Source organism: Alteromonas sp. Cnat2-8, assembly GCF_022348355.1.
Lineage (GTDB): Bacteria > Pseudomonadota > Gammaproteobacteria > Enterobacterales > Alteromonadaceae > Alteromonas > Alteromonas macleodii.
The window spans coordinates 264,996-282,985 of the sequence record NZ_JAKREX010000004.1 but is presented as its reverse complement, the minus strand read 5'-3'; the positions used below and the strand labels follow the sequence as shown (position 1 = coordinate 282,985).

The following is a 17,990-nucleotide window of genomic DNA, read 5'->3' as shown; positions in this document are numbered from 1 at the left end:
TTGTCTTACTAAAAATCGGATAGAAACACCATGAATTTGCATGAATACCAAGGTAAGCAGCTATTCAAAGAATACGGTTTGCCTGTTTCTGAAGGATACGCAGCAGACACTGCTCAAGGTGCTGTAGAAGCCGCTGACCGAATTGGCGGAAACGAGTGGGTAGTTAAGTGTCAGGTACACGCGGGCGGTCGCGGTAAAGCTGGCGGTGTAAAGCTAGTTAAAAACAAAGACGACATTCGCGCTTTCGCTGAAAACTGGCTTGGCAAAAATTTGGTGACTTTCCAGACTGACGAAAACGGTCAGCCTGTGAGCAAAATCCTAGTTGAATCTTGCACAGATATCGCTAACGAGCTTTACCTTGGTGCAGTAGTTGACCGTACAACCCGTCGCGTTGTATTCATGGCATCTACTGAAGGTGGCGTTGAGATTGAAACTGTTGCAGAAGAAACTCCAGAGAAAATCCTTAAAGCTGAAATCGACCCAATTGTAGGTCCTCAGCCTTATCAAGCGCGCGAAATGGCGTTTGCTCTAGGTCTTTCTGGCGTACAAATCAAGCAATTCACTCAAATCTTCCTTGGCCTAGCTAAGATGTTTGAAGAGCTTGACGTTGCGCTTATCGAAATCAACCCGCTAGTTATCAAAACTGACGGTAACCTACACTGCCTAGACGCGAAAGTAGGTATCGATGGTAACGCGCTATATCGTCAGCCTAAGCTGAAAGATATGCAAGATCCTTCACAAGAAGATGCGCGTGAAGCTCATGCTGCTCAGTGGGAACTAAACTATGTTGCGCTAGACGGTAATGTAGGTTGTATGGTTAACGGTGCAGGCCTAGCAATGGGTACTATGGACATCGTAAACCTACACGGTGGCAAGCCAGCTAACTTCCTAGACGTTGGTGGCGGCGCAACTAAAGAGCGTGTAGCTGAAGCATTCAAAATCATCCTTTCTGATGACAATGTTAAAGCGGTATTGGTTAACATCTTCGGTGGTATCGTTCGCTGTGACATGATTGCAGAAGGTATAATTGGTGCGGTTAAAGAAGTTGGCGTAGAAGTACCTGTAGTTGTACGTCTTGAAGGTACCAATGCAGAGCTTGGCCGTGAAGTTCTAGCGAACTCTGGTCTAGATATCATTGCTGCTGAATCGCTAACTGATGCAGCGCAGAAAGTTGTTGCTGCAGCGGAGGGCAAATAATGTCTGTATTAATTAATAAAGATACTAAAGTAATTTGTCAGGGTTTCACTGGCGGTCAGGGTACTTTCCACTCTGAGCAAGCAATTGCTTACGGTACGCAAATGGTTGGTGGTGTAACACCAGGTAAAGGCGGTACTGAGCACCTAGGTCTTCCAGTATTCAATACTGTACGTGAAGCGGTAGAAGCAACTGGCGCAACTGCAACAGTTATCTATGTACCAGCACCTTTCTGTAAAGATTCAATTGTTGAAGCTGCAGATGCGGGTATCGAGCTAATCGTATGTATCACTGAAGGTATCCCAACGCTAGATATGCTTTACGTTAAAGAATACGTAGAAGCGAAAGGCGTTCGCATGATCGGTCCAAACTGCCCAGGTGTAATCACTCCTGGAGAGTGTAAAATTGGTATCATGCCTGGTCACATCCACAAGCCTGGTAAAGTAGGTATTGTTTCTCGCTCTGGTACACTTACGTACGAAGCGGTTAAGCAAACCACTGACGAAGGTTTTGGCCAGTCTACTTGTGTTGGTATCGGTGGCGACCCAATTCCTGGTTCAAACTTCATCGACATCCTTCAGATGTTCCAAGACGATCCACAAACTGAAGCTATCGTAATGATCGGTGAGATCGGTGGTACAGCTGAAGAAGAAGCAGCAGCGTTCATTAAAGCTAATGTAACCAAGCCTGTTGTTTCTTACATTGCTGGTGTTACTGCTCCTCCAGGTAAGCGTATGGGTCACGCTGGTGCAATCATCGCAGGCGGTAAAGGTACTGCTGATGAGAAATTCAAAGCACTAGAAGACGCTGGCGTTAAAACTGTACGTTCACTTGCTGAAATCGGCAAGGCGCTTCGCGAGACTACAGGTTGGTAAGCTAACGCTTAACAATTTTGTGATAAAAGCCCGCTTTAAGCGGGCTTTTTTGTGCGCGCTTATTAACAACTCTGCAGAAATGCATGTAACAAAATTACAACTATCTGCCGTAAAAGCCCCGTATAATCCATATTGTGTTGTTAAATTACATAAAGGCCTGCATATCCTTTGTTAACGGCGTGTTGCACAAATTTTATTGAATACGTATGCAGGCAATTGTGCAAACCCTAGGTCCTCTATAGCATTATGCCGACGAGATGTATTGTCATTTAATTGTCATAAGAACAACAAAAAGACAACAACTATAACCGTATGGGACACCCGTTTTATGAAACAATTTAAACCCAACCTAATTAAAGCTGCGCTTATTTCAGGCGGTATGGCGTTTGGTAGTGCACCAGCATTTGCACAAGATGCAAACACTGATGCTGTTGATGAAGCAAATCTTGAAGTAATTCAAGTTAGCGGTATTCGCGGCAGCTTACAGCGTGCTCAAGCAATCAAAATGGATAACACTTCAATTGTTGAAGCGTTATCAGCAGAAGATATTGGTAAGTTACCAGATACCAGTATTGCAGAATCAATCGCACGTCTTCCTGGTGTAACTGGTGAACGTCGTAACGGTCGTACAAGTGGTATCTCTGTTCGTGGTTTTAACGAGAACTACGTTGGTACGTCACTGAACGGTCGTGAGCTTCTAGGTATGGGTGATAACCGTGGGGTTGAGTTTGACCTTTATCCAACGGAAATCATTTCAAACATTCTGGTATACAAAACACCAGAAGCGGGCATGACTACCCAAAATATCGGTGGTTCAATTGACCTTCAAACGGTTAAGCCTCTAACGGCAGAAAGTACGTTTACCGTAAACGGCACGTTCGAAAAAAATGCTGAAGATTCTCCAAACCCAGATTTTGACAACGACGGTCACCGCATTTCTTTAAACTTTGTCGATCAATTTGCCGACGATACGATTGGTTTAGCGCTAACTGTTGCGAGCATGGAGTCTCCACGTCAGGAGCAACACTTCCGCGGTTGGGGTTACGCCACAGTAAACACTACACCAGAAAACACGTTTGACGATAACGGAAATCCGCTTTGGAACCCTCGTCGTTATGATGGTCAAGACACTGTAGACGTTCCTGATGGTACTGTTGTATTGGGCGGTCACGATTCATTCCAGCGTTCAGCAATGCTAGAACGTGACTCAATTGCCGCTGTAGTCCAGTGGGCACCTACCGATAAGCTCAATATCCAACTTGATGCGCTTTATATCGATTTCGTTGAAGACGATGTACGCCGTGGTCTTGAAGAAGGCGGTGCAGAGTGGGGTACAAGCGCTTACACAATCACTGGTGTTGAAAACGGTCTGGTAACCAGCGGTTACACTGATGGTTTCTATAGCGTTGTACGTAACGATGCGCGTCGTCAAGAAGCAGACCTAACCACAGTAGGCATTAATGCAGAATACCAAATCAACGACTCTTGGACACTAGAGCTTGATTACTCTACCGGTAAAGTTGAAAAAGAAATTGTCGATGTAGAAAGTTACTCAGGTGTAGGTCGTGCTGGTACTGAAGGCCGTCCAATTACTGCACGTAGCTGGGAAATGACATCTTCTGGTGTAATGTTCTCTGACCACCCAACTATTGCACCGGTTGACCTTACCGACCCAACACTTATTAGCCTTGCAGGTCCGCAAGCATGGGGCGCACGTCCGTTACTTGAGTCTGATGCGCAGGATGGTTTCGTAAACCAGCCGCTTTTCGAAGAAGAGCTTGATACCCTTCGTTTCGACGTTAAAGGCTATGTAGATTGGGGTGTGGTAACAGGCCTATCTGCTGGTGTTGTATATTCTGACCGCTCTAAATCTAAAGACAATAACGGTGCTTACCTAACAGCGCCTTCCTATCCTGGAAATGCTCCTATTCCTGAAGTGCTAGGCGTAACGAACCTTAACTTTATTGGAATTGACGGTGTTTTAGCGTACGACTCGCTAGGCCTTTTCGAAAGTGGTTATTACATTGAAAGCGATGCAAGCCGCGTTCAAAACGATCGCTTAGGTGATACTTACACCGTTGATGAAGAGCTACTTACCCTTTACACCAAACTAGACTTGGAAATGGAAGTTGGCGATATTTGGGTTCGCGGTAATGTTGGTCTTCAAGTTGTTAGTGCCGACCAGCAGTCAACAGGTTTTTTTGCAACTTCAAATAGAGAAGGCTTTACTGTTGCTAACCCTGTATCTGGTGGTGCTGATTACACAGATGTTCTTCCAACACTTAACCTTTCAGCAGAAGTGGCTGAGGGGCAGTTTGTACGCTTAGGCTTGAGTAAAGTTATTTCTCGTCCGCGTATGGATGACATGCGTCCAAATACTCAGGTTACGTTCTCGTTCAACGATAACCAAATTACTAGCACTGAAATTGAAAATGGTCCATGGGGTGGTAGTGCTGGTAACCCTGAATTGCGTCCGCTTGAAGCTAACCAGTTTGACCTAGCCTATGAAAACTACTTTGCTGATACGGGTTATGTTGCTGTGTCTTTCTTCTATAAAGACATTAAAAACTGGCACCGTAGCACGTCTATTGTAGCTGACTTTACAGAATTCTATATTCCAGAAGTTCACCAAGGTTCAGAGGGCCAAACTCCTGTATTGTTCACTGGCCAAGTAGGCAGTGTTCTTGATGGTTTCGAAGGCTTTGTTCGCGGTTACGAATTACAAGGTTCACTTCCATTTGACATGATCCATGATTCACTTGAAGGCTTCGGTTTGTTCGCAAGTGCCACCTTTATGGATGGTGAAGTTGACGCGGCTCCGGGTCAAACTGAAACACGTATTCCTGGACTATCTGAAGAGTCTTACAGTATGACTTTCTTCTATGAGAATGCTGGTTTCGAATTCCGTCTTGCGGCAACAAAACGTGATCAGTACCTAACTGAAGAACGTGGTGTTAGTTTGGCGTTAGTTGATGCAACGAAGCAAGGCGGTACGCTTGTTGATGCGCAAATTGGCTATGACTTTAGCGAGTCTGGTATCGAATATCTAGAAGGCCTACGTGTTACTTTACAAGCACAGAACCTGACCGATGAAGATGATATTCAAGCGTCAGCGGCTGACGGCCGTCAAATCACGCAGTTCCAAACTTATGGAACGAACTACTTGCTAGGATTTAACTACAAGTTCTAATTTCTTCGTGTGTGTAAAGCCACCTGCTGCTTTTTGTTTTAGCTTGTGCTAAAAGAGAGAGCAAATGGTGGCTTTTCTTTTTGTATGAAAGGAACCCTTCAAAATTTTTGGTACGAATTGCGAGAAGTTTATGCAAGATCCTCATAATAAACCGATAAAGCGTGTAGTGATTGCCGGCGGTGGAACGGCTGGTTGGTTAGCTGCATCATTAATGAAAAAGGTGTTGGGTAAAGCAGTTGATACTACTCTGGTTGAATCTGAAGCGATTGGTACGGTCGGTGTTGGCGAAGCTACCATCCCCCCAATACGCCTAGTAAACCAAGTGTTAGGTATCGACGAAGCACAGTTTCTTCATGATACTAAAGCAACGATAAAACTTGCTATACGGTTCGAAAATTGGAAAACGAAGGGTGAAAGCTACTATCACACCTTTGGTGCGCCGGGCAAAAGCATGGCGTTTTGTCATTTTCATCACTATTGGGTAAAGGCGCGCCAGCAAGGCCTAAAAGACGACCTGTGGGATTTTGACCTAAATTACCATGCCGCTGAAGCGGGACGATTTGCGCAGATAAATGCCAAAGACCCAGTCGTTGAGCTACCTTTCGCCTATCATTTTGACGCCAGTTTATACGCTCAGTATTTACGAAAGCTGAGTGAAAATATGGGGGTTGTACGCAAAGAAGGTAAAATTTCACGTGTTCAACGTTTTACCGACAGCGGTTTTATTCAAGCACTTCACTTAGAAAGTGGGGACGTGGTTGAAGGGGACTTATTTGTTGATTGCACGGGCTTTAAGGGGCTATTGATAGAGGGAGCGCTGGGCGCTGGTTACGACGATTGGTCTCACTTACTTCCTTGTGATAGTGCCATTGCAGTACCGTCTGAGCGACATGAAAAAACCGCGCCTTACACGCGCTCTATTGCCCACGATGCGGGTTGGCAATGGAGGATCCCACTGCAACACAGAAATGGTAATGGCCACGTATATAGTTCACGCTATATCAGTGATGATCAGGCCTGTGACACCTTGTTGTCAAACTTAGATACCAAACCATTAGGCGACCCTAAACTGATAAAGTTTACGACGGGCAGACGACGTAAGCAGTGGTACAAAAACGTAGTAGCAGTAGGTCTATCAAGTGGATTCTTAGAGCCACTTGAATCTACCAGTATTCACCTCATACAATCTGCAATTGTTCGCTTAATTCAGTTGTTTCCCCACAACGGCTTTGCACCGAGCTTGGAAACGGAATATAACAAGCAGTCTGAATTAGAGTTTGAACAAATCAGAGATTTTCTTGTTTTGCATTACACCGTAAATGAGCGAACCGATAGCGCCTTTTTCAATGATATGCGAAATATTACTTTGCCCGATTCCTTAGCACATAAAATTGCGTTGTTTAAAGAAAGCGGAAATCTGCTACGAGAACAAAATGATCTATTCCTTGAAAGCTCATGGCTACAGGTCTTGTACGGTCAGGGGGTTACTCCTAAGGATTATCACGGTTTGGTAAACAGTGTGCCTGAAGTTCAGTTAAATCAAATGTTAACAAGACTGTTGGAAATCAAAAAAGAGCCCATTGCTAAGTTGCCGACACATGACGAGTATATAAATGGGATGGTTGCAAAGTATAAACGCGCAATGAGTTGAATAATTTCATATGGTTAGAAGTGCTGCGAGCGAACGCATTAGCTAACTAAACAGGTAAAGGATAAAGCAGCCAAAAGGCTGCTTTATTCGTATTTAAGGATGAATTGTTACAATTGTGCTGGTTTTTTACTGGCAAATTAAAAATATGTTGCGCTGATGTAAATGAATACGTATGCATAGCATTGCTCCCTTTTTATACAAAACAGTAGTATTTGGTGTTGAACCATAAGAGGCATTTTTGGGTGTGGTAGTCCTAAAAGTGTCGATAATAAACAAGGAATGGGACACCAATGAAAACATTCAAACCCAGCACTATCATGGCGGCCTTGATAAGTAGTGGGGTCGCGTTTAGCGCAGCTCCACTTTATGCCCAAGAGTCACCAGACACCTCAATAGACGAAGTTGAACGACCACAAGAAGATACCTTAGAGCGTATTGAAGTACGTGGTTTTAGTACCAGCTTGATCCAATCACTAAACCAGAAACGCTTCTCCGATACGGTTTCTGAACAAATATCTGCAGACGATTTGGGCGGACTTCCCGATGTGTCGATGGCGGATGCACTGACCCGCTTGCCGGGTATCTCTGCAGTAAGAACCGGGGGGCAAGCCGCGCAAATCAATATTCGTGGTCTATCCGGTGACTTTGTGTTTTCTACATTAAACGGTAGAGAGCAGGTATCGACCAGCGGAAGTCGGGCAATTGAGTTTGATCAGTATCCTTCAGAGCTTATTAGTGAGGCAGCGGTTTATAAATCACCCAAGGCATCGCTTATTGAGGGTGGTATAGCGGGTACGGTAGAACTTAAAACTGCATCTCCACTTGCCATTGAAGAGCAGCATAAATTCAGCGCCAACATGCGTGGCATGTACAACGATAGAGCGTCAGAGGTGAGTGATGCTACAGAGTATGGACATAGACTGAGTTTTTCATATCAAGGTAAATTCCTTGACGATACGCTAGGTGTATCACTAGGTTATGCTCGTTTATTCCAACCGAGCGTTTCTACGCAATTCATTGGTTTAGCTTATAACGGTCAAGTTGATGTAGACGGACTTGAAGGTGATATAGACGGGCCAGCAGATTGCCCCAATTGTGAACTCATTTCAGAAGGCTTTGAAATGCAGCACAAGGGCGGGGAAGAGACTCGCGATGGTTACGTTGCCGCGTTTGAATGGGCACCTATCGATACCTTTACACTTAAAGCTGATGCTTTTATCTCGAAATTTGACTCCGAAGCCTTTGCACGTGGATTTCGCGTTAAGCTAGGTGGAATAAACGCTGGTATAACTAATCCTGTAGTAGTAAATAATAGCGTAATTGGCGGCACATTTTCTCGTACAGACAACAGCTTTACCCGTGTTGAGTTGGTAAACGACGACAACCAAGATTTCGACAGTGTTACCAACTTAGGCGTGAATGCTAGCTGGGAGATATCGCCAGATTTAGCGGTTCAGTTTGACGTCTCCCGTTCAAGTGCTGAAAGCGACTTCAGAAACGGTTTACTGTGGTCGCTCGTTGGCGAAGATGCGACAGCGGCAAACCCCGTGTTCGACGAAAACGTCCAAATTTCTTATTTACTCAACGGTTTAAACTTACCTGATATCGGTTTTAATCAAAGTGATGCTTTTACAGACCTAGACCGTGTAATGATAAGTAAATACGGTATTTATCCGTATGAAAACAAAGATGAGTTAGACGCCTATCGCGTAGACTTCCAATATTATGTCGATGTGCCAATCATTTCTGGCTTTGAATTTGGCTATCGTTACTCAGACCGGGAATATAACAATGACCGCTCTGTGTTTGAATACGGCAACGATAGTGCATTCTCAGTAAGCGAACCGCCACTTCAGTTAACTTCTGATATGGTCGAAGAGGTTAATTGGAGCGGTGATTTTGGTTATTTTCCAAGTTATCTTTCCGTTGATCTAGACAGTGCACTTAATGCTTGGTTTCCAAGCGGTAGGCCACAGCCTGTTCAAACGTGGGGACCAGGAGCTGCCGGCGTTATCAATGGTCCAGGTACCGGGCCTGCTACTGCGTGGACGCTACAAGAAAGTGGCGATGTATTTGAAACTGTGAATTCTGCTTACTTGATGGCAAACATTAATACAGAAATTGGCAGTATTCCTGTTACAGGTAATGTTGGTGTTCGTTACGTTAAAAGTAAACAAAGTTCAACGACACTACAGCGTGCTACTCAGTTAATTGAAGACCTTGAGACCGGAACATCGGTTGAAGTTAGTGACCCTACGGCTGGTGCACAAAACATTACCGACGACGTAGGGTTAATTAATAACTTTTATCGCCCAGCGTTGATAAGTCACGAATATTCTGACGTTTTGCCTTCAATTAACCTGAACTTTAAACTTACAGATGACACGCAACTTCGTGTAGCTGCTGCAAAAGTGATGGGCAGAGCGCCAATAAACCGTTTTGCCGCAAATGCGTCAACCACTATTGAAACGGTTACCGCTTTCCAAGACAGAGACTCGGGTGAAATTACGCTTTCCAACCCTACGGCAAGGGTTAGTGGTAGCGCCCGTAACAGCCCTTATTTAGAGCCATTCTATGCAACTCAATACGACGTTTCGTGGGAGTATTATTTCTCAGATACGGAAGGCGCATTAGTTGTCGCTGGCTTTTATAAAGACATTGAATCGTTCGTAGAAGACATTGAAATAGAGCCTTATGATTTTGAAGCAAACGGCATTGTAATTCCTGATAACGTAAGTGTGCCGGTTTACTTGACGCCAGAGTTTGCAGGACAGGAAGCCGAACTAGCGCTTGATGAAAATGGCGACCCCATCTTTATTACCGTCCCTACTGAAAATGGTAGCTACAGCACAGCCGTAAACAATGCCGAAGGTGGCTATATTCGCGGTTTAGAAATCGCCTATACGCAAATTTATAGCATGCTGCCTGGAATGTGGTCAGGCTTAGGCGTTAGCGCGAGTTACTCTTACACCGAAAGTGAAATTCAACGCACGCTAGGTGATGACGTGTATGCCGCTAACTTACCAGGTCTTTCTGAAAACGTTGCTACGCTAACCGTGTTTTGGGAATACGAAGGTTTTGAAACTCGCTTGTCTAGCCGATATCGCGATGCATTTGTTTCGCAGCAAGTAGCGGTAAACGACCAGGTGGTTAATTTTGATGAAGAATTGGTTATTGATTACCAAGCGTCGTACGAGATTAACGACAATTGGAGCGTACTATTTCAAGTTAACAACCTAACAGACGAGCCAACGAAGAGCTATTTCTCATCAGAAGAGCAAACCGGCACTATCCAATACTTTGGTACGCAATATTACCTAGGGATGACATATCAACTATGAAAAACAGCATCTTAGGTAATTTATTTAGCAACACGACGGAATATTCGGTTGCCAAAAGTAGCGAAAATATTCAGGAGAATTCTATGTTTACTAAAAAAAGAGTAGTGCGCGCTGCGTTACTCGTAGTAGGCGCATATACACTTGCAGGTTGCGGTGGCTCGGGCGTAGAGTCGGGCACCAACGATCTGCTTACCTGTGAGGTTCCAAATGTACCTAATTCAACAGGTACGGCTTGTGAACCGCCACCACCTATTCAATGCGATGCGCCGCTCGTACCTAATGAAGCGAACGATGCATGTGAAGCCGGTGCTGATCCAAGTTTACCTGCACCTGTATTTACCCCTTCATCTAATCAAGCTGTACTTTATTATAATCGGGCTGCTGTTGACGCTGATAACTCAAGTAACGATGCAGCTTATGAAGGCTGGAGACTACATACTTGGAACAATGACGAGTGTGATGCTTATGCTGACGCGGACACGGATTGGGCCAACGGTCGCATTCATAGCGGTATCGATCCAAACTATGGTGCGTATTGGATTCTAGACCTTAAAGACGGGTATGGAAGCTGCCACAATTTCATCATCCACAAAGGCACTGACGATGCCGGAAAAGAAATGGGGGGCGGAGACTTCCAGGGTTCTTTAGTACAAGATGATGAAACATTTGTACGCATGAATTTTACCCTTTCTGGCGAGGCAACCATATTTGAGTTCCCTATCATGTCTCTTGGTCCACAGCCTGTTGATATCGAGGGTTTTGGTGCGCATTGGTTAGATGCCAACACTATTTTATGGGACGTACCTGAAACCGTTTCAGAGGTGAAACTTCACTATTCAGCACAGGCTGACTTAGAGAGCACGCTGGAAGAGGGTATTAACGGTACTCAAGTAACGTTAATGAGTACAACACTTACCGAAGAGCAATCTGCCCGTGCGCCGCACTTATCTGCTATGCAGGCTTGGGAAGGCGACTGGTCGGTCGAAGATGCTAAAACCGTGTTGACGACACAAGCCGTAGTAGGGGGGTACGATGCTGACGGTACGCTTGTTGTTGCGACCGGGATCCAACTGGCTAACGGAATAGACGCACTATATACGCTCGGTGAAGACGATGCTGACGAAGCTCAACTTGGTGGTATCTACTCTGATACAGGTATTACTGCCGCATTGTGGGCGCCTACTGCTTCAAATGTTGATCTTCTGATTTATAACGACAACAAGACATTAAGCCAGCGTATTGATATGGTTCGAGATGATACGTCTGGTGTCTGGCGTCATGAAGGCGATATGTCCCTTGACCGTCAGCTTTACCGTTATGAAGTTACCGTCTATCACCCTATTACGGGGAATGTAGAAACGCTGCTTGTTACAGACCCATATTCTGTGTCACTAAGCACAAACGGCCGTTTCTCTCGCTTCGTAAATCTAGCTGATGATGATTTAAAACCACAAGGCTGGGATACTCATACTATTCCGACGGTTGAAAATTATGAAGATGCAGTCATTTACGAAGGGCACGTTCGTGACTTTAGCGTACGTGATATGTCTACGTCTGAGGAAAATAGAGGTAAATACCTTGCCTTTACTGAAGAGGGCACAGCACCGGTTGAGCACCTTAAAAAGCTTGTTGAAGCAGGGCTTACTTACTTCCATATACTTCCAGCAAATGACATTGCAACCATCGATGAGGATCCAACAAAAACGGTAGATTTATACGATACGGTAGGCAAACTGTGTCGCTTAAATAGCAGTGCTGCGGTATGTGAAGAAGAAAGCGCTGATGCATTGCTAATTGACGTTTACAACGGTTACGATCCTTTATCTCAAGCGGGTAAAGCCCAGCAGCTTACTAATGATTTACGCAATCTAGATACATTCAACTGGGGCTATGATCCTCATCACTTTAACGCGCCGGAGGGCAGCTATGCGTCGAGTGCAGAGGGAGTAGAACGCATTGTAGAAATGCGCGCCATGATCCAAGCACTTCACGAGATGGGGCTACGTGTTGCACTTGATGTAGTCTATAACCATACCAATGCGTCTGGTGTTTTCAGTAAGTCAGTATTAGACAAAGCGGTACCGGGCTACTATCACCGTTATGAAGTGGATACTGGTGCGATTGTTCGTGAAACGTGCTGTGATGACACAGAGCCTCGCAATGTCATGATGGAAAAGTTCATGGAAGATTCGCTGCTCATGTGGACTGAGCATTATAAGTATGATTCATTCCGTTTCGACATCATGAGCCAAGCTACAAAAGACACTATGGTACGCTTGCGTGATGCAGTCCAAGCTATCGATGCTGACAACTATTTCTACGGTGAAGGCTGGATTAAAATAGACCGCGGTTACGAGCAAGCGAGCCAGCTCAATATGGCTGGTACCGAGATTGGTACCTATAACGACCGTATTCGCGAAGCTATTCGCCAGGGCGCTATCTTTAGGCCGGAAGATGAAGGGCTATTAAGCGCGCAAGACCGTGTGAAAATGGGCATGATCGGAACGTTAAAAGACTATGTTTTGGAGACGTCTTCAGGAAGTGCAGGCGCTACCAGTAACTTAGGCGGCTATGCAGAAGATCCTGCGGATATCATTAACTACGTGTCGAAGCACGATAATGAAACACTGTGGGATCAGTTAAACTACACGCTTCCACAAGATATTACTCTAGAACAGCGGGTTCGTGCCCAAAATGTAGCAATGGGTATTAATCTTGTGTCTCAAGGTATTCCATTTTTACAAATGGGCGGCGACATGCTTCGCTCAAAATCAATGGATAGAAATACCTATGATGCGGGCGACTGGTTTAACTACGTCGATTTCACCTACGAAACGAACAACTGGAACGTAGGTTTACCGTTGGCACAAGATAACGAAGCCCGTTGGGAAGAAATGGGTGAATTCATTTACAATCCAAATCGCGCGGCCTCAATGGCAGATATAATGTTTGCCTCTGATGTGTTTGCAGAATTGCTTAATATTCGAATGACAAGTCCGCTGTTTAGATTAACCACCGCTGAAGACATCATCGACCGTATAGGTTTCCACAATATTGGCGAACGCCAGCAGCGTGGTCTTATAGCGATGAGCATTGATGACGGCATATCTGAAAACAGCGAAGTACCTCGCCTAGATTTAGACATGATGAATGATGCGGTTATGGTGCTTGTGAATACGGGGTATGAAGAGAAGTCTATCACGGTAAACACAGCAACAGGCTTTTCGCTTCACGCCACACAAATGAATTCTGTAGATGCAGCGGTACGCGGCGCCACATTTGTAGAAGGTGAAGATGGTAATGGAACCTTTACCGTTCCTGCACTAACTATTGCTGTTTTCGTAAAACCACAGTCTGGAGCTCAAGGTTATGGTCTATCAGCGTATGCCACGTCTGGTGCGCCTGATGTTGTTCCTTACGGCGACACCATCGCTTACCTGCGTGGAGATATGAATGGTTGGTCAACGGATGATGCATTTACCTATCAGGGTGACGGTAAGTACACCGTAACAGCTACACTTGAAGGTGGCGTTACATATGGATTCAAATTCGCATCTGAAGATTGGAGTACAGTGAACTTTGGCGCAGCGGATGGTGAAGAAGGTACAGTAATAGCGGGCGAAGAAAAGGTTCTTGCACGTACTAATACCAACCTTTCATTTACACCAGCGACGAGCGCGACCTATCTGTTTACTATTGATGCGACTGATAGCGAAGCACCAATCCTTATGGTTGAGAACGAAGAGCCCTATGTTGGCACACCAGTGTATCTTCGTGGTGCAATGAACGACTGGGGTACGGCTGAGGAGTTTGCGTACCAAGGCGGACGTATTTACACTTTCTCTCGTGATGTTGAACCAGGAACTTACGAGTTTAAGGTTGCTTCAGAAGATTGGAGTACCGTGAACTTCGGTGCGATATCAGCCGATGATTCAGATCGCAACCTTGCGCCTGGCCAGACTTTGGGGCTCGCCGCTACCAACGACAATCTTATTTTGAACATTGAAACCGCCGACCGCTATGTGTTCGTATTCAACGTCACTGATTTAAATGCGCCAACCATTGGTGTATTTAAAGAAGCGTTTTGGGGCGACACTCAAGTTTATATCCGTGGTGGTATGAATGGCTGGGGAGCTGTCGATATGTTTGAATATCAAGGAGAAGGTGTTTATACCGCAGACATTGAATTGAGCGCAGGTAGTATTGAATTCAAAGTCGCTTCTGAAGACTGGTCGACAGTAAACCTTGGCAACCCGAACGATGCAGCAAGCAACGTAGTAACGCCTAGCGAGCCGAAAACACTTGGCGCAAGTAACAATAATCTAATGATTGAAGTTGCTGAGTCTGGTCTATACGAGTTTAAGGTATATGGCCCTGATGGAAATGCACCTACGTTAACGGTTACGAAAAAGTAAGACCGAATAAACGCTAATTTGGTAAATTTCTAATTAACCAAGATTTAAAAACCGCGACGTAGTTCGCGGTTTTTTGTTTTTGGCATATCTCTTGATTCTCTAGTAGTATCACCAAGAAAATAGTGGTCGTACCAGAGTGGTTGAATTTATTCAAAAGGAGATGAAAATGAAACGTGCACTTGTTGTTGAAGGTGGCGCTATGCGCGGAGTTTTTGCAGCAGGCGTGTTAGACAAATTCATGGAGCATGACTACCATTCGTTCGACTTCGCGATTGGTGTTTCAGCTGGCGCAACTAATCTTTCAACCTACGTATCGAAAATGCATGGGCTTAGTAAAACCATCATCACGCAATACGCCACAAAGAGGGAGTTTTTTAGCCCGCTTCGTTTCATAAAAGGTGGGCACATGACAGATGTTCATTGGCTATGGCATCACTCTAAACAGTCCATGAATATTCCTGCACCAGGTGAAAAAAGCAGCATGCCACTGTATGTTGGGATTACTAATGCAGAGTCAGGTGAATGTGAATATATACAAGCCACCAAAGATAATGTTGATGATTTAATGGTAGCTTCCTGTGCGTTGCCAACTGCATACCGAGACGAAATTTCAATAAATGGTACGCGATACTTGGACGGGGGAGTGGCAGATGCAATACCTGCTATCCAAGCATACAAAATGGGTGCGAAGGATATCACGGTTATTCTTTCTCAACCGTTAGGTTTTACAAAACCAGAAGTAAAGTCTGTTTGGCTAATGCAAAAGATGTATGGCAACCAGCCTGCGCTACTCGATAAGATGTTGCAGCGTGCAGCCATTTATAACGAAACGTTAGCTTTTCTCAATAATCCACCCGACGACTGCACAATCCGTGTGATAGCGCCTGATGAAGCTTTTTGCGTTAAGCGTTTAACTATGGATAAGAAGAAGTTATTGCGAGGCTACGGTCAAGGGCGGCGCATGGCAAGACGCTATCTTAAACATTGCTATGAGAATTCAGTGGAAAGACAGCGCAAAAGCGCATAGCTACCCTACCAGACTGATTTCTTCTTTCTGTACAAAGCCTGTATGCAAATCGCAACAAAAGGCTTATATAGCTTGGTTTTTTTTCCAAGCTCTTTTTAATCTCCAATAAAACTCTAATTTTCAGTATCTTACCCTGTTTCAATTTGGCAACAGTTTAAGCTTAAGTTACTGGTTCTTACTTCTAGTACCAGTCTTACACAGCGTGAATTGTTGAATTTAGCAACGCTATTTCCCTTACACCGCTTATAACTAGCGCTGTTTACTTCCCGTTTGAACATAAGTTGCCATATTTCCTATTTTAGTAACATTTTGAAAAAAATGAATTTTATCGAGTTTATGAAGCATTCTTATGTAAACTTTGCAGGGAATGTGCAATATTTTCATTAAATTGGTCTACATCTTGCTGAACAGGTGGCAATAAACGCTGTTTTTTTAACGATGCGAAGATTTCAGGTGGTTCATTTATCTCAACATTAAATCCTTCTTAAAAAAGGGATTGAGTAAATAGACCAAACTGTCACACGTTATTAAAATATAGAAATTATAATCGACCACGCTTTGCAATATCACGTGCTTCTCGATAGCAAGAGGAGACCAGTGCTCATTGGCAGAAATGCTTATTGGCATAGTTGAATCGCGAGTTTTGTGTCTACCGCTTTTTAGATAAATTTAATCATACTTAAGGTTAGTTTACGCTAACCTGTCTAGAAGCGTGATAAAGAACGTGGCAATATCAAATGCTGAATAAAAAATAAAATAAATACAAACGTGCAAATTGCGAATCAGAAAATGTCAATTGGGTTGATAAACCCGAAAAATCCCGTAAATGTTGCTTCTATACTGCGAGCTGCAGGTTGTTATGGTGTGGCCAGCGTTTTTTATACTGGTCAGCGCTATCGATTTGCTAAAGATTTTAATGCGGATACGAAAGCGTTTCATAAAGTCATTCCGACCATTGGGGTCGACGACTTAAAAGAAGTAGTGCCTGAAGGTGCGTCAGTCGTAGCAGTTGAACTGGTAGAGGGTGCTACACCACTACCTTTGTTTGAGCACCCGAGCAATGCGTTTTACTTGCTAGGTCCTGAAGATGGCAGTATTGGCGAAGACGTTTTGTCTTGGTGCGATCATGTTGTCTACGTTCCTACTTTTTCATGCATGAATTTAGCGGCCACAGCAAATGTGTTGCTGTATGACCGTCTGTCAAAGTCTGATTACGTAAGTGGGGATGCACTTATCAGACAAAGTAGAGATACGAATAACAAATCTAAGATTAAATAGTAATTAAATAACTAAGGCTGTCGTTGCGAACAGGAAGTTACCCACAAGCCTAATAATAAATTAAATCAGGGGAGCTTTGCGTTGAAGATGAGAACAATGAGCGCAGTTCGAGCGTTTAATGGCGCCGTGTCTAACAAACTGAGTCGACTACCACAAACATTTTCTAGGGTACTCCCTAGTCGTTTCTCACTCGAAGAGAGTATTTCTAATTTCTTCTTTAGCCGTTACGAACTTGTGATTGCTAACGAAGAAAGTGAAAAGCAGGTGAGTTATAAAACGCGACACAAAGTGTATTGTGAAGAAATGAACTTCGAGCAGAAAAATGCCACTGCATTAGAAAAAGACAAGTTTGATGATCGCGCGATCAATTGCTATATCAAGCATTTGCCAACAGGAGAGTGTGCAGGCACGATAAGGTTGGTCTTGCCAACTGAAGCTGGTTTGGCACTTCCATTAGAAGAAAAGTGCGCGGAAGTAATTGGCGATGGTGCATTGCTACCTTCAAACTTGTCCCCACAAAGCGTCTGTGAAATCTCTCGCCTTGCAATACCGAGAGAATTTAGAGTGCGACAGTTACGCTCTAAAATCTTACCCTCTGAAAAAATTGAAAAAGTTAAACAAAAGAAAAATGTTCCATTTAACGTTGAGCATTTTCCTTATCTTTCAATTGCGCTGTACTTAATGGCAACGAGTGTGTGCCTTCATTTAAACGTTAAGCACGCCTATGTGCTTATGGAGCCTAAGTTAGCAAGAAGAATGAAGGCATTCGGTATTCATTTTAATCCAGTAGGTGAAGCTATTGAATTCAATGGCAAACGTATGCCATATAGATTGTCACCGCATGTACTGCTTGATGATTTAGCAAAACCACTAAAAGGTTTTCACAGAAAGATCCATTCAGAACTAAATAGTGCGTTACAAGCTATTGGCGATGTGGCCGTTCCCACCATTGAGCATACTCGAAAGCCTCTTCGCATAGCCCATGCAGCATGACACCATGCTATCTGGAATACTAAGCC

The 17,990-nt window shown here is 44.2% G+C and carries 9 protein-coding genes; all 9 read left to right on the top strand.

Annotation, left to right across the window (positions count from 1 at the left end):
• Nucleotides 1-30: 30 nt before the first annotated feature.
• The 9 genes from sucC to MHN00_RS12050 all read left to right on the top strand — a co-directional run bounded on the left by sucC (nt 31) and on the right by MHN00_RS12050 (nt 17,964).
• On the top strand, nt 31-1,197 hold the full coding sequence (gene sucC, locus MHN00_RS12090) for an ADP-forming succinate--CoA ligase subunit beta (protein WP_014949450.1): 1,167 nt from the start codon (nt 31-33) through the stop codon (nt 1,195-1,197).
• A complete protein-coding gene (gene sucD / locus MHN00_RS12085) occupies nt 1,197-2,069 on the top strand; it encodes a succinate--CoA ligase subunit alpha (RefSeq protein ID WP_012518366.1) in 873 nt (290 codons plus the stop codon). The genes sucC and sucD overlap by 1 nt, the downstream gene beginning before the upstream one ends.
• Before the next feature lie 328 nt (nt 2,070-2,397).
• Nucleotides 2,398-5,259 carry a TonB-dependent receptor gene (locus MHN00_RS12080; RefSeq protein ID WP_239301270.1) on the top strand — a complete coding sequence of 954 codons (2,862 nt, stop codon included), beginning with the start codon at nt 2,398-2,400 and terminating at the stop codon, nt 5,257-5,259.
• A gap of 130 nt (nt 5,260-5,389) precedes the next feature.
• Nucleotides 5,390-6,910 (top strand): tryptophan halogenase family protein, encoded by a 1,521-nt coding sequence (locus MHN00_RS12075; RefSeq protein WP_239301268.1) that lies wholly within the window; start codon nt 5,390-5,392, stop codon nt 6,908-6,910.
• A gap of 290 nt (nt 6,911-7,200) precedes the next feature.
• Nucleotides 7,201-10,251, top strand: a complete 3,051-nt coding sequence (locus tag MHN00_RS12070) for a TonB-dependent receptor (RefSeq protein WP_239301266.1) — start codon at nt 7,201-7,203, stop codon at nt 10,249-10,251.
• 83 nt (nt 10,252-10,334) lie between these two features.
• Entirely contained in the window at nt 10,335-14,666 is a 4,332-nt protein-coding gene (locus MHN00_RS12065; protein WP_239301264.1) for an alpha-1,6-glucosidase domain-containing protein, read from the top strand.
• Nucleotides 14,667-14,832: 166 nt separating this feature from the next.
• The gene (locus MHN00_RS12060; protein WP_014949455.1) at nt 14,833-15,693 is read left to right on the top strand and encodes a patatin-like phospholipase family protein; all 861 of its coding nucleotides are present in this window, start codon (nt 14,833-14,835) and stop codon (nt 15,691-15,693) included.
• 789 nt (nt 15,694-16,482) lie between these two features.
• Nucleotides 16,483-16,971 (top strand): RNA methyltransferase, encoded by a 489-nt coding sequence (locus MHN00_RS12055; RefSeq protein ID WP_207198495.1) that lies wholly within the window; start codon nt 16,483-16,485, stop codon nt 16,969-16,971.
• Nucleotides 16,972-17,067: 96 nt separating this feature from the next.
• Nucleotides 17,068-17,964: a PEP-CTERM/exosortase system-associated acyltransferase gene (locus MHN00_RS12050; protein WP_014949457.1), complete on the top strand. Its 897-nt coding sequence runs from the start codon at nt 17,068-17,070 to the stop codon at nt 17,962-17,964.
• The last annotated feature ends 26 nt before the right edge of the window (nt 17,965-17,990 follow it).